Annotated in this window: 15 protein-coding genes; 7 read left to right on the forward strand and 8 right to left on the reverse strand. The window is 44.3% G+C overall.

The window, feature by feature from the left end; translation table 11 throughout:
* Window positions 1-1,618 (forward strand): choice-of-anchor D domain-containing protein (locus HWQ41_RS11135; protein ID WP_292762554.1); only part of this gene is annotated, 1,618 nt, incomplete at its 5' end.
* A 166-nt stretch (window positions 1,619-1,784) separates the two neighbouring features.
* Here the strand turns inward: HWQ41_RS11135 and HWQ41_RS11140 are convergent.
* Window positions 1,785-2,219 carry a hypothetical protein gene (locus HWQ41_RS11140; RefSeq protein ID WP_292762556.1) on the reverse strand — a complete coding sequence of 145 codons (435 nt, stop codon included), beginning with the start codon at window positions 2,217-2,219 and terminating at the stop codon, window positions 1,785-1,787.
* A gap of 113 nt (window positions 2,220-2,332) precedes the next feature.
* Between HWQ41_RS11140 and HWQ41_RS11145 the strand changes: the two genes are divergently transcribed.
* On the forward strand, window positions 2,333-4,183 hold the full coding sequence (locus HWQ41_RS11145; RefSeq protein WP_292762558.1) for a S8 family peptidase: 1,851 nt from the start codon (window positions 2,333-2,335) through the stop codon (window positions 4,181-4,183).
* Window positions 4,184-4,477: 294 nt separating this feature from the next.
* Here the strand turns inward: HWQ41_RS11145 and HWQ41_RS11150 are convergent, their stop codons facing one another.
* The gene (locus HWQ41_RS11150; RefSeq protein ID WP_292762560.1) at window positions 4,478-4,918 is read right to left on the reverse strand and encodes a coactosin family protein; all 441 of its coding nucleotides are present in this window, start codon (window positions 4,916-4,918) and stop codon (window positions 4,478-4,480) included.
* A 443-nt stretch (window positions 4,919-5,361) separates the two neighbouring features.
* On the opposite strand from HWQ41_RS11150, the gene HWQ41_RS11155 reads away from it, so the two are divergent.
* Window positions 5,362-5,595 carry a hypothetical protein gene (locus tag HWQ41_RS11155; RefSeq protein WP_292762562.1) on the forward strand — a complete coding sequence of 78 codons (234 nt, stop codon included), beginning with the start codon at window positions 5,362-5,364 and terminating at the stop codon, window positions 5,593-5,595.
* On the opposite strand, the gene HWQ41_RS11160 is transcribed toward HWQ41_RS11155, so the two are convergent.
* On the reverse strand, window positions 5,582-5,905 hold the full coding sequence (locus HWQ41_RS11160) for a thioredoxin family protein (RefSeq protein WP_292762565.1): 324 nt from the start codon (window positions 5,903-5,905) through the stop codon (window positions 5,582-5,584). The genes HWQ41_RS11155 and HWQ41_RS11160 overlap by 14 nt on opposite strands.
* Before the next feature lie 1,681 nt (window positions 5,906-7,586).
* On the opposite strand from HWQ41_RS11160, the gene hetF reads away from it, so the two are divergent.
* Window positions 7,587-10,112 (forward strand): cell division protein HetF, encoded by a 2,526-nt coding sequence (hetF, locus tag HWQ41_RS11165; RefSeq protein WP_292762567.1) that lies wholly within the window; start codon window positions 7,587-7,589, stop codon window positions 10,110-10,112.
* Window positions 10,113-10,137: 25 nt separating this feature from the next.
* Here hetF and HWQ41_RS11170 read toward each other — a convergent pair whose 3' ends face one another.
* From HWQ41_RS11170 to HWQ41_RS11180, 3 genes are all read right to left on the reverse strand, one after another.
* Complete coding sequence (locus HWQ41_RS11170; RefSeq protein ID WP_292762569.1) at window positions 10,138-10,797, reverse strand: ElyC/SanA/YdcF family protein; 660 nt, start codon at window positions 10,795-10,797, stop codon at window positions 10,138-10,140.
* A gap of 108 nt (window positions 10,798-10,905) precedes the next feature.
* Entirely contained in the window at window positions 10,906-11,748 is an 843-nt protein-coding gene (locus HWQ41_RS11175) for a class III extradiol ring-cleavage dioxygenase (RefSeq protein WP_292762571.1), read from the reverse strand.
* A 135-nt stretch (window positions 11,749-11,883) separates the two neighbouring features.
* A complete protein-coding gene (locus HWQ41_RS11180; RefSeq protein ID WP_292762574.1) occupies window positions 11,884-12,330 on the reverse strand; it encodes a DUF4079 domain-containing protein in 447 nt (148 codons plus the stop codon).
* A gap of 157 nt (window positions 12,331-12,487) precedes the next feature.
* Here HWQ41_RS11180 and HWQ41_RS11185 point away from each other — a divergent pair, with 157 nt between their 5' ends.
* Window positions 12,488-13,408, forward strand: coding sequence for a LysR family transcriptional regulator (locus HWQ41_RS11185; RefSeq protein WP_292762576.1), 921 nt, complete (start codon window positions 12,488-12,490; stop codon window positions 13,406-13,408).
* Between the two features lie 197 nt (window positions 13,409-13,605).
* Here HWQ41_RS11185 and HWQ41_RS11190 read toward each other — a convergent pair whose 3' ends face one another.
* Window positions 13,606-14,424: a type 1 glutamine amidotransferase gene (locus HWQ41_RS11190; RefSeq protein ID WP_292762579.1), complete on the reverse strand. Its 819-nt coding sequence runs from the start codon at window positions 14,422-14,424 to the stop codon at window positions 13,606-13,608.
* A gap of 70 nt (window positions 14,425-14,494) precedes the next feature.
* The gene (locus tag HWQ41_RS11195; protein ID WP_292762581.1) at window positions 14,495-15,832 is read right to left on the reverse strand and encodes a Mur ligase family protein; all 1,338 of its coding nucleotides are present in this window, start codon (window positions 15,830-15,832) and stop codon (window positions 14,495-14,497) included.
* 308 nt (window positions 15,833-16,140) lie between these two features.
* Between HWQ41_RS11195 and HWQ41_RS11200 the strand changes: the two genes are divergently transcribed.
* Window positions 16,141-16,728, forward strand: a complete 588-nt coding sequence (locus tag HWQ41_RS11200; protein WP_292762584.1) for a thylakoid membrane photosystem I accumulation factor — start codon at window positions 16,141-16,143, stop codon at window positions 16,726-16,728.
* Window positions 16,729-16,915: 187 nt separating this feature from the next.
* Window positions 16,916-17,524, forward strand: a complete 609-nt coding sequence (locus HWQ41_RS11205) for a hypothetical protein (RefSeq protein WP_292762586.1) — start codon at window positions 16,916-16,918, stop codon at window positions 17,522-17,524.
* The last annotated feature ends 79 nt before the right edge of the window (window positions 17,525-17,603 follow it).

The raw sequence follows: 17,603 nt of genomic DNA on the forward strand, positions 1-17,603 counted from the left end.
CCCGGAAATTCAAGTTCTCAATGGCACCGTTGACATTGCAGATGGCAGTACTACTGCAATTAACTTTGGCGATGCCACTGTTGGTAACAGCCTGACCAAAACCTTTACAATTCGGAACACCGGTACAGCTGCACTCAATCTGAGTAATCTGAAACTTCCCGACGGATTTAGTTTGGTCGGTACTCTTCCGACGAGCGTCGCTGCTAATGCTTCTAACACTATATCGGTGGCACTCAACGCCACTACACCCGGTAGCTATGGTGGCAGCTTCAGTTTAAACAACAACGATAGTAATGAAAGCCCCTTTGACTTTGCAATTAGTGGCACAGTTAAACCCGTTTTGTCCCCGGAAATTCAAGTTCTCAATGGCACCGTTGACATTGCAGATGGCAGTACTACTGCAATTAACTTTGGCGATGCCACTGTTGGTAACAGCCTGACCAAAACCTTTACAATTCGGAACACCGGTACAGCTGCACTCAATCTGAGTAATCTGAAACTTCCCGACGGATTTAGTTTGGTCGGTACTCTTCCGACGAGCGTCGCTGCTAATGCTTCTAACACTATATCGGTGGCACTCAACGCCACTACACCCGGTAGCTATGGTGGCAGCTTCAGTTTAAACAACAACGATAGTAATGAAAGCCCCTTTGACTTTGCAATTAGTGGCACAGTTAAACCCAAAATTCAAATTATCAATGGCACAGCCGGCAATGACACCTTTATTGCCCAAGGAGGCAATACCAATTACATCATCACGGACTTTGGCGGTGTAGGTACTAGCTCAAACCCTTCGGCTGCGGTGATTGCCAAAATAGACACCTTGCAATTTATTGGGGCTGGCTTGACTGCGAGAAATCTGCAATTAACTCAAAATGGCAACGATTTAGAAGTCACCTTTCAAGATGTGGCTAATACCAAAGTCACTCTGCAAAACTTTAACTTAGAAAACCTAGAGAACTTAGCCGCATCGACAACAAGACCTGCCATCGGTAATATCCTATTTGACGGAGAAGCCAGTGTTACCAAAAGCTTTGATGTGATTAAGGCCAACTCCACTCCAACGTATATTTCCACCGCAAACAGTGTCACCTTCCTCAATGACTTGAACAATAACATCAGCGGTTTTTACACTTCCAACGATGTGATTAATGGTCAAGGAGGTAATGACACCATCAATGGCAGCGGTGGTGACGACCTGCTGCGGGGTGGTGCTGGCAATGATCTTCTCATTGGTGGACAAGGCAATGATACTCTTGTGGGTGGTATGGGTGCTGACTCTTTCCTCTACAGCTGCAATGGTGCCTTTACTAGCGCTGCTGTCGGTATTGATACGATCGCTGACTTCAATCACTCTCAAGGTGACAAGATTATTCTGGATAAGTCCACCTTTAGTGCCATTACTTCTGTTGGGGGAACGGGTTTTAGTAACGCCAGTGATTTTCAAATCACCACTTTAGGGGCAGCTAGCAATGCTGTAATTGTCTACAACCCGATGACTGGGCAGTTACTATATAATCAAAATGGTAATGCTCCTGGTTTCGGCAGTGGTGCTCAATTTGCACAACTTACTGGTGCGCCCACTCTTACTGCTTCCGACTTCATCGTTCAAGCATAGTTCGGTCGGGTCAACTGAGTCCAAGTGTAATCCAAACATGAATTGACTTTCAAGGCGGTTTTCAATTAAATAGATCACACAGATAGGGGCGCAATATATTATATTTGCGCCCCTACTTTTTCACCAAAAATAGCCGTATTATCGGGAACTTGTAGTTTCAGTTTAACTACTGCTGTGGTTGCGATCGCAAGTCTTGTAATACCCCCTGCAAAAACTTACCCCATTCTGCTGCCAAAGGGATTTCTGTAAACGGAACCCGCACTGAGTTAGTAGATTCGGAAAATAGAAATTCTAACTCTATAGAACGACCTTTCTCCGGTATAATCTCTAAATCTACTTGTTTGTCATCTATCAAAAGATAAATTTGTTTAACATCAAGCAAAGAGAATGTTTCTAGTTGAATAGGCCCTTTAGGCGTGGGTTTTCCCCAAGTTAGATTGTTGCCTTTTTGACCTAATACAGCATAAATATCATACTTAGCCCGTTCAAATTGCTCTGCCCAAGCGCGATAGGCTTCAACTTTTTGATATTCCTTCGAGCCTTGCCAAGCCAACCAGAAAAACATTACTAATAGGGGCAACCACAAAAGACCACGTTCCATCGTTTAAAAAAGTCCTGAGTGAAACTTGTAACTAAAAGTGCAAAATCCACCAATAAAGGATGCAGATAAGTTATGGTAGTGAGCAATCTGGCAAAAAGCGGTGATGAGTTAATATGAGAAAGCTTATATTATTGTGCTTGTTTGTCATTGGGCTGGGATCTGCCATGTTTGGTTTCCTGAATTTCCAGGGACTGGCAGCTAAAGGAGAGTTTGAGACGATTTTGCTTGATTTTCGGGAAGATATTCCATCAATTGTGGTGGAACAGGATCTGCAAGCGATCGCCAAACAATACAACCTTACACCCCAATTAGACAACAAGTTTTCCAAAAAAGATAATGTGTATATAGTCAAAGGCGATCGCCAGCGACTCCAAGAACTGAAAAAATCTCAGTTTGCCCAAGCTACAGAATTCATTGAACCAAATTATATCTACAGGAATATTCCACAACCCGGTAAAGCAGCAAGGCTTGGAGAATTTTTAAGACCCCAAGAAGATGATCAAGCAAGTCCTTCATTAACTGGCCCCAATGACCAATATTACAGCAAGCAGTGGAACTTGCACCAAATCGGCATTGAAGGCGCATGGAGTCAAACCAAAGGCAGTGGTATCACAGTTGCGGTAATTGACACCGGGATTACCAAGGTGCGGGACTTGTATGAGACAAAATTCGTCAAAGGCTATGATTTTGTTAACGATCGAGAAGAAGCCACAGACGATAACGGCCACGGTACCCATGTTGCCGGAACCATTGCCCAAGCCACAAATAACAAATATGGTGTGGCTGGAATTGCCTATGAAGCCAGTCTGATGCCTCTGAAGGTACTAAGTTCCTATGGTGGCGGTACTGTTGCCGATATTGCCGAAGCGATTAAATTTGCTGCTGATAAAGGCGCAGATGTGATTAATATGAGCTTAGGCGGTGGTGGCGAAAGCAAATTGATGAAAGAAGCGATCGAGTATGCCCATAGAAAAGGTGTAGTTATTATTGCCGCCGCCGGGAATGAAAACACTAATGGGGCAAGCTATCCAGCCCGCTATCCCTACGTCATCGGCGTTTCGGCAATTGGTCCAGATGGCGAAAGAGCGCCTTATTCTAACTTTGGTGCAGGGGTAGATATCTCTGCTCCTGGTGGTAGTGAAGCTGGTAAGATTCTCCAAGAAACTATCGACGAAAAAGGCGAAGGCGTATTTCTGGGCTTCCAGGGTACAAGCATGGCTTCTCCCCACGTTGCTGGTGTTGCGGCATTAATCAAAGCTGCTGGCATCAAAGAACCAGATGAAGTTTTAAAAGTCCTGAAGCAGTCAGCACGAGTTATCCAGGATGATGGTTTGAACTATTATGGCGCTGGACACCTGAATGCAGAAGCAGCAGTAAAACTAGCCTTTGCGGGGCAAATCAGTTTCACAGATTTCTTCCGGTGGTTACGGGATAACGGCTATCTTAACCCCGGATTTTGGATTGATGGTGGTGCGATCGCACTATTACCCAAGGTTTTAATGATAGTTGGTTCCTATCTGCTAGCTTGGTTTTTACGGGTTTACTTCCCCTTCACTTGGAGTTGGTCTTTATCTAGCGGCTTAATTGCTGGCAGTTCTGGGTTATTCTTCCTCAAGGGAATCTATATTTTTGATCTTCCCCAATGGCCTTTCCGGGTTTTGGGCAGTTCAATTCCCGAACTGGGCAGTAGCCTCCAGGGAACTGATGCGTTAAATCCCCTGTTTGCTAGCGTACTGATTCCCATTGTCTTAATGGCATTGCTGCTGGGAAATCCTAGTTGGAAATGGTTTGCAATTGGTTCAACTTTAGGTGTAGCAGCGTGCTTGACAGTAAGTGCGTTTTTCAACCCGACAGTTTGGGGTTTGGGAAGTGATTACTTAGCACGCCTATTCCTGATCGCCAATGCCCTAATCTGTTATGGCCTTGCTCGTTTAGCATTGAAAAACGAAGAAAAAATAGCGTAAATAGGGAGTGGGGAGTGGGGAGTGGGGCATGAATTTTTATAACTCCTAACTCCAAACTCCTGTACAGACGCGATTAATCGCATCGGTGATAGGTTAAGATAAAGTGCCTTTTGTCAACCAGTCTGATAGTAAAACATTGAATGAAGTGGTTAACTGTTTAACAGAACATATCTCAATTAAGGCTCAAGATTCAGAGCCACCTAAAGAATCAATCTTGCCACTCCGTCGCGGGGGTTCTAAGAGTTGTAGTTAGTGGTGTGCGTGGGGTTTTTATTCCGAAGTACTCCTGGACACTTAAGCAATAACATGGCTTCCTGATAGTGGTGATGACCTATCTAACAAAGTCTCCCAGTTAAAATTATCTTTATTCAAAACTGTGACATCACCGTGGAAAGGTTGAAGATATGCTTGTGCATCGCCCAAAAAAGCCGTCTTCTTGCCTTTCTCGATAATGCCAACCCCTGGACCTATGTAGGTTATAAAGACATCACGTATAGTTGTCTTTAGAGTACCCTTCTGTTGAATGTTACCCAGTCTCACCAGAGCATACTGGATCTGGTCGTCTTCTAAATGGGGACTGAGTTCTTCCACATCTCCCTCCCCTCCAGCAGTAAAATGCACGGTGGATGGTCCGACGTAATTGAGCAAGAGCCATCCTGATGTATTATTATTAACATTGAACAAAGCTGCTTGAGCTTCTCGAAGTTCTGCTTCGTTGTCGAGTCTTAACGGCATAAAATGTCCTTCTGATTATTTTTTTCTAAAAGAGAACATATATATCTTATGTTATGCACCTGACGGAATACACTAAGAGCAGGTAAATAAATGTAACAACATAATTGAAGATATACTTAAATAATAATATGAACTAAAAAGAACAAAGAAATAGGGAAATTACAGAGATACAAGGGAGCGATCGCTTATTCTACTCAGAAGGTGATGATATTCTCGTCAGATTCATCTTCCCTGATGCTATTTTTCCTCGCTTGAATGAGGAGCGATCGCTATTTTATTAACTCAGATTTTTGCTAAACTTACTTCTTTAGGACGCATTCATCCCATTTCTACAGGCGTTGAACCCTCGTAAATTCGCAGAGGTATTGTCCCAACAGACGCGATTAATCGTGCCTCTCCTAACTCCTAACTCCCCCACTCAGCACTCAACACTCAGAACTGTTATGAGCATTACACTTACAGGTAGAATCGAACGCCGTGATATTGGCACAGGCGCATGGGCGTTAGTCACAGAAGAGGGCGTTACTTACGAAATCCTCAGAGGGGCTGACAAAGACTTACTCAAAGCTGGACAAAAAGCAAAAGTTAAAGGACAGGTGCGTGAGGATGTCATGACAACTGCCATGATTGGCCCTGTCCTGGAGGTCAAATCTTTTGACGTAATTAGTTCTGATTAGTTGTGGAATTCAGAACCTCTTGAAGACGGCTTCTAAACTCCCCTTTAGGATGACCTCCTTTTACTTCACCCACAATCTGAAATTCCCCTTCTGGAGAATTGCAGAGAATGTAAGTAGGCCATCCCATTTCTGATTTATCAGGATAGTGACTTAATAAAATCTTGCGATACTTGCGGTAAGCAGCCGTATCCTGCATTTTTACATCGATAAATTCTAAACCCAGTTCTTCTACCACCTTTTTGTCATAAAAAGACATTTTGTGGCAAATGCCGCACTCTTCTGAAGAGAACTTAATTACAGCTAAACTCATGGGCTGGCGACTCTTTGATTCTAGGCAAAGTTTTTTAGCATATTACCATATAGCTGGTCATTAGTCTCAACTTCAGGCTGAAACCAAGATCCAGCATCTTTTCCTCCTTCCCTGCTTCTAGCAGAGAAGGCAATTTTTTGGGAGGCAGAGCCTCCAGTACCGCATTCCCAGGCTGAACCTAGTAACGAGAAATATGATGTAGTCGGCGAGGAAGCTCTGATCTGAGGTTGACAGCAGGATTGCTGGCAGACAAAAAGTTAAAGGTCAAAATATAGAAAAAAAATTAAGAATGTGATTAAATATCATAGCAATCATTTTGAAGTGGCATCTCTAGATCACAATAAAAAGAAAGCGATTCAGGGATTGAGTGAGCAGGTTATGCTCTATCCTGGCAACAGGAGGATACTCAAGGTCTACCAGCAGTAGCAACAAGGGTAGTGGTGCACTCCAGCTATGTGGGCAGGAAATGCTAGGGCGATGTCTAACGACAAGCTGCTACGCGTCTACGCATAAAAAAACCCCCAGTGAGCGTTAGCCAACCAGGGGAGTTAGTTATCAGGGTGCATCTACCAATTAAATGTTCTTAGGTTGAACACCATACTCCGGATAAATTTGTACAAAGGTCAGTTATTTTTTTTAATAAAAAAACCCTAGTTGATGGTAACCTACTAGGGGAGTGAGTTATCAGGGTGCATCTACCAGTAATCTTTTCTAGGGGCAGCCAGCATCTTGCGGAGAAAATGGTCAAAATTAGGGTTGATGCCCATATCTGCGACGGGCTACGCCGAAGCAACTAGAAAAAACCCCCAGTGAGTGTTAGCCAACCAGGAGAGTGAGTTATCAGGGTGCATCTACCAATAATCTTTTCTAAAGTAAATGGGTAGCTACCGGATAAATTAGCAGAGGTTGAAGTTGTTATTGTTTATCAGAGAAAAACCTCAGAGGGGTTAGTTATCAGGACAGACCTACCAATCAAATGACCAGTGCGCTGCCTTAAAAAATGGGTGTATCAGGGTAGGAACGACTGAAAGGGTTTCCCGACTTGTCCCCCGACTCTTAAAGCTTGCTAGCAATAGCTTCTTTGAACAAGAGAAGCTATTGGCGTAGGCTTATTCAAATATAGGTTTCAGGTTTTTAGTGCGTGAGTTTTGTACTTATTGAATAATAAAAAAACCCCCAGTGGGCGTTAGCCAACCAGGGGAGCTAGTTATCAGGGTGCATCTACCAATTAAATGTTCTAGGTTTAACCACCATGCTCCGGATAAATTTATTGGAAAATTGATTGTTGTCGTGTGTCAAAAAAAACAAGAGTGGATATTAACTGAATTAGGGGAGTTAAAGATCAAGGTACATCCATCTATTAATCAAGTATTCTAGGGTTAAGCACTATTTTCTGCTAGAGAATATCTGCGTCAGAAGTTGCTGTTGTTTGCCAAAATTCAAAAAAACCCCCAGTGGGTGTTAGCCAACTAGGGGAGTTGAAGATCAAGGTGCATCTACCAATTAAGTGTTCTAGACCCAAGTAATCCGATCCGGATAAAGTTGTAAAGGCAGAAAAAGCAAAACAACTAGAATCAGAAACATTCAGGGGTGGGATGCATCTAAGTTATCAGAGGGAGCGAAAAATCGACTTGAAACTTTCGCGTTTCAAACCAGATTTAGGAGGCGGACAGGAGAAGTTGTGACCCAGGAATTCCACATTTCCGTAACCCCAGTAGGGCAAAATGACTACTTGGTGCGGACGGAACAAGTCGCGCCTGGGGTACCATTGGCAGAAGAATTGGTAACTTGGCCTGTAGCTGATTGGTTGATAGCTGCTGGCCATTTGATGAATGACCCGTTGAAGTCGGTGTTGCAGGGAGATACATTCGCTTCTGGCGGGCACGAAAGCGATATCGCCAGAAACTCTGTTAACTTGGTGGCGTTGGGTCAACAATTTTATAACGCCCTATTTCAAGGCACTCTTAGAGATAGTTGGATTACTGCCCAAGGTATTGCCCAAAACCACCAACAAGTACTACGCTTACGCTTAGGGCTAAAAGACACTAGATTAGCTCGTCTGCCTTGGGAAGTGATGCACGCAGGCGATCGCCCTCTGGCTACTGGGCCTTATATCGCTTTTTGTCGCTTCCAAAGTGGAATTTTGGGGGTTTCCCCTTTGCGATCCCTGCGGGGGGCTACGCCTACGCGAAATATGCCCACACCACGAGAAGAAGGTGGTGTGAAAGTATTGATGGTAATTGCTTCTCCCTCAGATCAAGTCCGTCTTGATTTACTCAAACAGGAAGCTATCAAACTGCAAGCAGAACTGCACCGTATACCACGACTTGCTGAAAGTAGCAATCGTTTCCCAGAAATTGAACTCACTGTCTTAGACCAACCAGGACGGGAAGAACTGACGCAAGCTCTAGAACAAGGCAGATACCACGTTCTACACTACTCTGGTCATAGTAACTTCGGCTCTAATGGCGGAGAAATTTATCTTGCTAGTCGCAGAACTGGCTTAACGGAAATCTTAACTGGGGACGATCTGGCAGGTTTGCTCGTCAACAATAATATCCAAATGGCAGTGTTTAACTCCTGCTTGGGGGCGTACACAGCTGCATCCGATCCCGGTGGAGATACTGGCGAACGAAACTTGGCAGAAAGTTTGGTGAAGCGCGGAATTAGAAGCGTTTTGGCTATGTCAGAACGGATTCCTGATGAAGTGGCGCTGACGCTCACACAATTGTTTTACCGCAACTTGAGTCAGGGATATCCAGTAGATTTGTGCGTAAGTCGGGTGCGCCAAGGATTAATTTCTGCCTATGGTTCTCACCAGATGTACTGGGCATTACCAATTTTATATCTCCAGCCAGAATTTGACGGTTTCTTGAGCCAGGAAACTGAGTTATCCGAAAGTGCGGAGTTGCTGAATCAGTATAGTTCGCCTTTAGGGGCAACTTCCACGATGTACTCTAGTATGGCAGATGATACTGAGATGCCTTTAGGAATGGAGGAAATGATTCCTTCTGGTTTGGCGCGTGACTCTTCTGGGTTGGACTGGCTAGGTGATGATACTTGGGGCGATCTCGTTGATGAAATGGAGTATGATGACCCAAGCTATGCAGAAGATTCTGCGATAGTTTCGGATTTGTTTCGTCAGCTAGATAACCCAAAAGCTCCAACTGAACTGGATCAACAAATTCACGAAAATAGTCTTCAGCAAAGGCAGGTTTCAGAGGAAATGGCTTCTTTGCAAAAGGAAGCAGATTTGTGGGGAGAAGCCCCAGCACCACCACCTCAAACTGCTGGCAACTTTGCAGGAAATTGGCAAAATTCTGCTGATTTTTTGCGTAGGCGTAGCCCGCCGCAGGCATCGCAATCAGCCCCACCAAGAAATCGTACCCAACGCCGCAGGCTGTGGCCGATTGTGGGCATTGTGGGAATAAGTGCGTTAGCAGCTGCGATCGGTTTAAATTGGTGGTGGCAAAATCGACACCAAGTAATTCTGCCTAACATACCAGTAATTCCCACCCAGTCTCAACCCATTCAAAAGCAGCAAAATATCGACTTACAGACAGCAGCGACTGGAATTGTCACCGCCACCGCTACGGAAAAATTGAGCCAGGGCGACTTGCAAGGTGGGTTGTTAGCTGTAGAAGAATTACTCAATCGTGGCGCACTGGCTGCGGCTGACACTGCCCTGAAACTGATTCCAAATAAACAAGCTGATCAGCCATCTGTGAACTTTTACAAGGGACGATTAGCTTGGCAATCTATCCAAACTGGAGACAATAACTATAGCGTCGATGATGCCCGCCGTTACTGGGAAACTGCTGCAAAAGCTAAACCAGAATCGCTTTTGTATAATAACGCTTTGGGGTTTGCCTACTACGCAGAAGGCAATCTAAATCGAGCGAATGATTCTTGGTTCAAGGCTTTGAATTTAGCTCTCAAAGAACAGAAGACAGGCTCAACATCCACAGTACCTGAAGATGCTTTAACTTCCTATGCTGGTTTAGCTCTTGGACTGTATAAATCTGCACTTAGTCAACCTAATGGTAAGCAGATACAATATCTGAATGAAGCGATCAAGTTGCGGCAATTGGTTCTGAAGTCTGATCCAGTAAATTTCCAGGTAGATAAATTAGCTAAAAATTGGCTGTGGACAGAGAAGGCGATTGAAGATTGGCGATCGCTCCTTCAGGAAAAGCGTCAAGAATAATTCGTAATTCCTTTGATTTATGCCTTCATTTAATTCCTTCAAATGAACCGAGGAAAGTTGGCTGAGGGTGAGTAATATGAACTTGCCACAATGCCTTGAGAGTAGACAACTGTTCCCGCAGCGTAGAGTACATAACAGTTGCAAAACCGTAGCTTTCCCAATCTGGTGTTCCCAAGCCGCTCGCTTTTACACCAAGTTGATTACAAGTATAAACAGCGCGGGGTAAATGGAATTTCTGGGTAATTAAAACTGCTTGCTTGACTCCGAAAATATCCTTGGCTCGATAGCAACTTTCATAAGTGCTGAATCCAGCATAATCTAACGTAATATTTTGAATAGGTACGCCCCGTTCTACTGCATAACTCTGCATTGCTAGAACTTCATTGTAGTCATTGCGGCTATTATCACCCGTCATCAAGAGCTTTTGGACTCGCCCCAATTTGTAAAGTTCTACAGCAGCAGAAACGCGATCGCCTAGCATCGGCGTTAGTGTACCATCTGGATAAACTCCTGCACCAAAGACGATGGCAACGCGCTGGGCTGGAATTTCTGCTGGTTTAGTATAGCGGCGATCGCTGGTAACTGCATTTACATAGAAATTCAGGGCTAGGGGACTGATGGTTGCACTTAATAGGAGTAATCGAAATACGAGTCGCCGACGTTGTAAAAACCATTGACGCGGCATAAATTTGCTTCGTTAGGATAATTCTGTTGTAGCAATAGACGTAAGTATTTGTGGCTATGTTGCAGTGGAGCGATCGCGGTTGATTAAACAGCAGTTCTCAGCGTGCCATTATTGTAAATTGTCTGTAGCCTTACCAAAGCGGAAACTGGAAACAGCTACCCCACCAAGAAACGAATCCTCATGATAAACGCGATCGCCCGGCTCTGCTTCTGCGGCACCAACAGCAACTAGGAGCGGGATCAAATGATCCTCTCTGGGATGGGCTAGGCGAGCTGACGGCGCGTTGCTCCAGTTGAGTAGTTTCAGGTTTCTTTCCTCGGACTTCGATTCGCAAACAGCATCAGTCAGCCACTCGTCAAACTCATGGGAGGGGACACTCGCCTGTGGCCCCATCTGTCTCATGTTGTGATAGCTAAGTCCACTTCCGATGATCAGCACCCCCTCGTTTCTGAGAGGAGCGAGTGCCCTACCAGCTGCCAGATGAGCTTCTGGGTCATAGTCTCTGCGAAGCGAAAGCTGAAGCACTGGGACGTTTGCTTCTGGGTAAGCTACTACCAGAGGGGCGAAGACACCATGATCAAACCCACGGGAGTTGTCGGAACGTGTCTGAAATCCCGCTTTCTCCAACAGGTCTTGGACTCGGTGGGCTATTTGCGGCGACCCTGGTGCAGAATATTTGATGTGATATGTGTGTTCCGGGAATCCAGAGTAGTCGTAGAGCATCGGAGGGGCAGCACTCGCCATCACTGTGAAGTCGCGTTCTTCCCAATGACCAGAGATGACGAGGATTGCCTTGGGGGTTATTCCGATCTCCCTCGATATTTCTTGCAAAGACGCTTCAAGTTGATCAAGTCCCGGCATCTCCTGCTTTAACCACGGCCAGGGGCCGCCCCCGTGGGAAATAAAGTAAGTTGGGAGGAGAATTTCATGGTCAGTTCTGTTTGTCGTCATGAGTACTTGTCCTTAACTTCTTGAGTTCTGAATTTCTTTTTGATTGATGAATGCGATCGCATCGCCTCGGATTCCTTCCTTGAAGACTGGAGCGCATTCTGATGCGCGATCGCCAATGACCAATGGGTTATACTTTTACCCTCCTTTAAGAATGGCTTGGACGATTTGTCCACCGGTCGGAATCTGCCAGAGATAAAGCATCAGAAGCACAACGCCAATGCTGATGTGACTGATCCGCGCCCATACTGCCCCGCGTTGCAGGAAAGGCGCAAGGCTAGCTGCCAAGGCAATTAGCACCATCATTAACATTCCAATTTTGCCATGCGTCCCGTTAAACACTGTCCCGACATTAATGTAGGTGACGGCGAAACCAAGGGCACCTCCCAACACCAATAGCCCTAACAATACCGAGCTAACTTGGTAATGTTTGAGTCCCACCTTATTACGAACCAATTCTTTGCGAGTTTCAGCATTCACGAATCTGAGGCGACCCGATTGCCAACCGAGATAAGCAGTGTACAAATACAGTCCCAGCACACCCCACATCAGAGTAGGATGCACGAATGAAATCAGTTTTGGCATAAAGTTCTCTCTTGTAAATTAGCGCTAATCCCTGAAACAGCAATGGCTTGGAAGCGCTAAAGGTGAATTTCAGTAGCAGCATAATTGCGATATACACGATTGTATTTCACCTTTATTTCTGAAACAATTAGTTAAATTGAAACTTATTGTTGCTGATATGGAAACAGTTAAAGGTGATTTAGCGGACTTGCGATCGCTGTGTGCAGTCATTGAGCATGGCGGTTTAACCCGTGCAGCTCAACTACTTGGGGAGTCTAAAGGATCAGTGAGCCGTCGCATTACTCGCTTAGAACAGCAGTTAGGGGTGAAATTGCTCAACCGTTCGTCGCGGGCTGTTTCAGCTACCCAGGAAGGGATGGCGTTCTATCGGCGGAGTGTTCAAGCTTTGGCTTTATTGGATGAAGGAGCTACAGAACTGCGGGATACGCGGCTAGAACTATCAGGGCCATTACGAGTGACGATGCCTGTGGATTTAGGGTTATCTGTATTTCCGCCCTTGATTGCTGAATTTTCAGATCAATACCCCAACATCAGTGTGGAAATTTTGCTGACTGAGACGTTACTTGATTTAACAACGCATCAAATTGATATCGCTTTTCGAGCCGCGAACACACTTTCAGACTCAACATATATCCTGCATCGATTAATCAACAACCTATCAGTGCAATTATTTGCCAGTCCTAAATATCTAAAGCAACGAGAAACTCTTGACACAGTGACGGATCTGATTGATCACCGCATACTCTTGCATCAGCGATTGTTTGGTGCTAGACCGATCAGGTTTAATCAGGGCAATAGCAGTCGTCAAGTTAATTTGAGTGCCAGCATAATGGCGAACGACTTTGCTTGTCTCAAACAAATGGCGCTCTTAGGGGCTGGTATTGCGATTCTTCCCACTCTTTTATGTGAATCAGACTGTAAATCGGGACAATTGGTGAAAGTTTTGCCCCAATGGTCTATCGGGGAGCAAGCTTCTCTTTACCTTCTCCATGAGGGACGGCGACTATTGCCAGCCAAGGTGACGTGCTTTCGTGATTTTATTTGCGATCGCTTTGCTGCAATCAGTTCCGAAGTTTGACTAGAACACTGAAGAAGAATTCAGAATCCAGGAATCAGAATCAAGACGCTCTCTACGAGATGCTACGCGTAGCAATATCCCCGTAGCAGGGTGGTTTCATACAAACAGAGAAAAACTGTAACTACCTTTCAAAGCCTCTCGACCCTTGCCTAACGGCAGGCTGACGCCAACGGGGAGAGGCTTAATGTAAACTGAGGTTAAACTTTCGTCGCAGCAACACTTGGTAAACTGACTTTTAACCGCTTAAACATCGCTTCTCGTGCTTGTACAGCGAGATTATCATCTAAAGGTTGCAAGGTAATTTGCTGGTGATACTTTAGCCGCAGGGCTGTTTGAATTAACCAATCGGCGACAAAAGGATTTTTCGGTAACAATGGCCCGTGGGAATAAGTAGCGATCGCATTCTGATAAAATGCTCCTTCTGTCCCATCTTCACCATTATTTCCCAAACCATACACCACGCGCCCCAAGGCTTCCACTTTTCCCAGTTTGGTACGTCCGCCGTGATTTTCAAAGCCTACCAAATACGGTGTGCTACCCGTCATTTCTTGTAAATCTCGCGCCAAACGTGAAGCTGTAACTTCAATTACCAAGTTGCCAATACAGCGCTTAGTATTTTCACCAGGATGGACGGAAACTAAATCGAGTATCCCCAAACCTTCAATCCGTTGTCCTAAGCCGGGTTCATAATAATGTCCTAGTAATTGGGGTGAACCACAGGTAAATACTCCCGGTGTTCCATTTTCGATTTTCTCGCGCATAGCGTCGGCTTTTGCACCTTGCAAATCACGCATGACAATTTCTTGCTGACGGTCTTGTGCGCCACCACCAACTATGACATCTACAGTTTTAATATCTGCGGCTGTGGCATTTTGATCTAGGGGTAACACTTTAACATCGTATCCCCGCCACTGAGCGCGACGTTCTATAGTAATTACATTACCGCGATCGCCATAGGTACTCATCAGCGTTGGGTACAACCAACCTATTGTTAATTCTAAATTTTGAGAAGTCATAAATTTAGGGAATGGGGAATGGGACGATCACAAATGACAAATGACAAATGACAAATGACAAATGACAAATTTAAAGAATTTTCCGACCAGTCAAAACTTCTCGCACTTCTAGCATGGCTGAATAGGTAGGCAGAATGTGTAAAGTTTCATTCTCTGGTGTATGCTCTAATGCAGTAGCGATCGCTTGTCGCAAATCTTCTTCCACAATTAAATTTAAGTTACTCTCAGGGGACTTTTCACTGTAACGTAGACGTAGAGCCAAATCGTAGACGCGATCGCCACTCACTACTAAAGTTCCTCCCCGTTCGACTAATTTCTCCGTATCCACGTCCCAAATCCAGGATACATCAGTGCCATCGGGCGTGCGATCGTTCAATACCAACAGTGTGGTTTTATCTGTGCTTTGAGTAACTACGCGAATGGTTTCATTCGTGCCCACAGGGTTTTTTGATAACAATATCCGCACCCGTTTACCATTAATTACTAAATCTTCAGCCCGGCCAAAAGCAGCTTGGAAATTGTTAATAGTATCTCTGATTGTTGCTTCATCAACTCCTAACTCAATAGCCGCAGTAGCAGCCGCTAAAGTATTATATTTGTTGTACAAACCAACCAGAATTTGCGACCATTCACCACTTTCGAGAGTCGGTTTACTTTTACTAAAACCACACTTGGGACAAGTAAAATCTCCCAAATGAGACAAATAAACACCCTTATAATCTAGAGAATGTCCACATTTGGGACAATAGATAGAATCAACGGCGTGAGGAATTGCTTCCAGATAATGTTCTGGTTCATTCAAGCCAAAGAATAACACCCGTTGCGGTAACTGCTGACCGAGGTTAGATAAAGTTGGGTCATCAGCATTGGGAATTACCACCGTTTCTGCTGGTAGGGTAGAAATAACTTTTGTCCAACGTTTACTAATTGTGTCTACTTCCCCGTACCTATCGAGTTGGTCACGGAACAAGTTTAAACAGAGAATAATTCGCGGCTGGAGTGGTGTTAATACTCTTGGTACAATATTTTCATCAACTTCTAAAATGGCGTAATCAACATCTAGTGTACCTAGTAAGTTGGTGCTTTCCAACAGCGCCGTCATCAAACCATTTTCCAGATTTGCACCTGTAGAATTATGAGCAACGCGATAACCCTTGCGTTCTAGGATCGTGCATAAAAGCAGCGCTGTAGTGGTTTTGCCGTTAGTACCAGCAATTAAAATCACCCCGTTTTTAACTTGCTGACTCAATAATTGTAAAAGGCGGGGTTCAATGCGACGAGCGATCGCGCCTGGTAATACACTAGCAGCACCCAGACGCAAAAATTGCACAATAAACGTCACACTTTTTGCCACTGACACCGCGAAACCTAATCGCAGCCTATCTATGAATTGTATTTTGTTTCCCACATCTGTACCCTAGTCTTCTGGCGGTTGCTAATTAAAAGTGCAAATTTAATATGCGTGAGTTTAGCGAATCCTGGCTGAAAAAGCCAGCCATACCAATTTTGGATTTTGGATTTTGGATTTTGGAGCTTTACGGTTTTGCTACTTTACCTCTGTTTTGACTTCTGCGTAGCGATACCAGCCACTTGCGAGAGATAATCTCAGTAAGCGTTATCTTAAAAAATAGTGCGTGGGCGTAATTACATATCCAGCCCAGTTGGCCGAATTCAGCACAAACTCACGACAAGTAGTAGCTTGCAAGGTTCCTTTTGATGAATAGCACAAAGTTTCTTTTTTTAGATAAACAAATTACTGGCTGGCGAAGGTGGTTGTCCAAATGCCTGTTGTTGCTTGCAAGTCTTTTCATTATAAGTATGCAACCTGCATCTGCTGGTCTTAATAATGATTTATATGATGGCAACATCTTTGTCGTTTATGCTGGCAATGGTTCATTGGTTCCTCCCAGACAGACACTGGCACAGACTTTAGCGGAACATAAACCCGTATTTTTGGCCTTTTATGTGGATGACAGCAGCGATTCCAAAAGATACGCCATTTCCATTTCACGGGTACAGGAATTCTATGGTCGGGTAGCTGAGATAATGCCTATTAATGTAGATACTATCCCGCCTAAACAGACCTACGACCCTACAGAACCAGGATACTACTATTCTGGAGGTGTTCCTCAAGTCGTGGTGTTAAATAAATCAGGTCAGGTAGTTTTGAATAAGAAGGGTCAAGTAGCTTTTGAAGAGATAGACGATGAATTTCGCAAAATATTTGATTTGTTACCACGCACGGAAACAGCACAGCTAAAGCGGCGAGCCTTCAATGAGTTCAGTAGTGAGTTAGCTAAGTAACTTATGGGGTAGACCAAATTGGTCTGCCCTAATTTTTAGTGCTTGTTACTACATTTCTGCCGATGCAAAAGGATAATATTTAAATATCAGTGTTAACAGATTAGAAAGTTAATCCATAGTCTATAGTCCATAACAAATGACTAATGACTAATGACCAATGACCAATGACTAACTAGAGTGTATTCTAATGTCAAAGGTTTACACCACCCAGGAGCTAATTCAAATTTTGGCAGCTGAACGCCAAGCCTGCCTCAATGGAAAACGTCTAAAATTAGAAATAACAGTCTCTGGCAATCCTCTAATTGATCAGTTTCTCAGAACTGATGGGCTGCAACAGTTCACTGCCTATCAAGATTTCAAAACTGCAATTCACGACTATCAGAGGGAAAATCAAGTTTCAGGTATTATCTGGCGGCAGGTAACAGTCAAAGGTAAAAACTTGCACTATCCCGAAGTAGACACTGAGTTAATTGCCCTCAATGGTGACTTAGAGATATTAAAAGCTGCTAAAAATTCCATCGTAGAATTTTGGTATGAAGTCTCTATGGAGATGGATTTATACTTGAGTTTCAATAATAGTAAACAATACCAACAAATTGTTACATCTGATGTAGAAAGAATTGTTCAAAGAACAGAATGGGCAAGTTTGTGCAAGTGGGAAAATTCTAGCTTTTTGGAAATGATTTTGCAGCTAGGATGGGGTAAACCAGAAGAAGCTTATTATAAACGAGGAAGACCGCGATCGGGTAGTGAATATATTCATGCAGTCAATCCTGGTAATCGCCCTATTGGTTGATATCATGTTCGCCTGATTACTTACTTAAACCCGAAGAACCCCACCCCGCCAAAGCTACGCTTCGTCTCCCCTCCCCGCA

Source organism: Nostoc sp. NOS(2021) (assembly GCF_017115025.1).
GTDB lineage: Bacteria > Cyanobacteriota > Cyanobacteriia > Cyanobacteriales > Nostocaceae > Nostoc.

Excerpts from the sequence above, each read along its gene's own strand:
- HWQ41_RS11140 (WP_292762556.1), bottom strand. The coding sequence starts at position 2,219 with ATGGAACGTGGTCTTTTGTGGTTGCCCCTATTAGTAATGTTTTTCTGG.
- HWQ41_RS11145 (WP_292762558.1), top strand. The coding sequence starts at position 2,333 with ATGAGAAAGCTTATATTATTGTGCTTGTTTGTCATTGGGCTGGGATCT.
- HWQ41_RS11150 (WP_292762560.1), bottom strand. The coding sequence starts at position 4,918 with ATGCCGTTAAGACTCGACAACGAAGCAGAACTTCGAGAAGCTCAAGCA.
- HWQ41_RS11155 (WP_292762562.1), top strand. The coding sequence starts at position 5,362 with ATGAGCATTACACTTACAGGTAGAATCGAACGCCGTGATATTGGCACA.
- HWQ41_RS11160 (WP_292762565.1), bottom strand. The coding sequence starts at position 5,905 with ATGAGTTTAGCTGTAATTAAGTTCTCTTCAGAAGAGTGCGGCATTTGC.
- HWQ41_RS11170 (WP_292762569.1), bottom strand. The coding sequence starts at position 10,797 with ATGCCGCGTCAATGGTTTTTACAACGTCGGCGACTCGTATTTCGATTA.
- HWQ41_RS11175 (WP_292762571.1), bottom strand. The coding sequence starts at position 11,748 with ATGACGACAAACAGAACTGACCATGAAATTCTCCTCCCAACTTACTTT.
- HWQ41_RS11180 (WP_292762574.1), bottom strand. The coding sequence starts at position 12,330 with ATGCCAAAACTGATTTCATTCGTGCATCCTACTCTGATGTGGGGTGTG.
- HWQ41_RS11185 (WP_292762576.1), top strand. The coding sequence starts at position 12,488 with ATGGAAACAGTTAAAGGTGATTTAGCGGACTTGCGATCGCTGTGTGCA.
- HWQ41_RS11190 (WP_292762579.1), bottom strand. The coding sequence starts at position 14,424 with ATGACTTCTCAAAATTTAGAATTAACAATAGGTTGGTTGTACCCAACG.
- HWQ41_RS11200 (WP_292762584.1), top strand. The coding sequence starts at position 16,141 with ATGAATAGCACAAAGTTTCTTTTTTTAGATAAACAAATTACTGGCTGG.
- HWQ41_RS11205 (WP_292762586.1), top strand. The coding sequence starts at position 16,916 with ATGTCAAAGGTTTACACCACCCAGGAGCTAATTCAAATTTTGGCAGCT.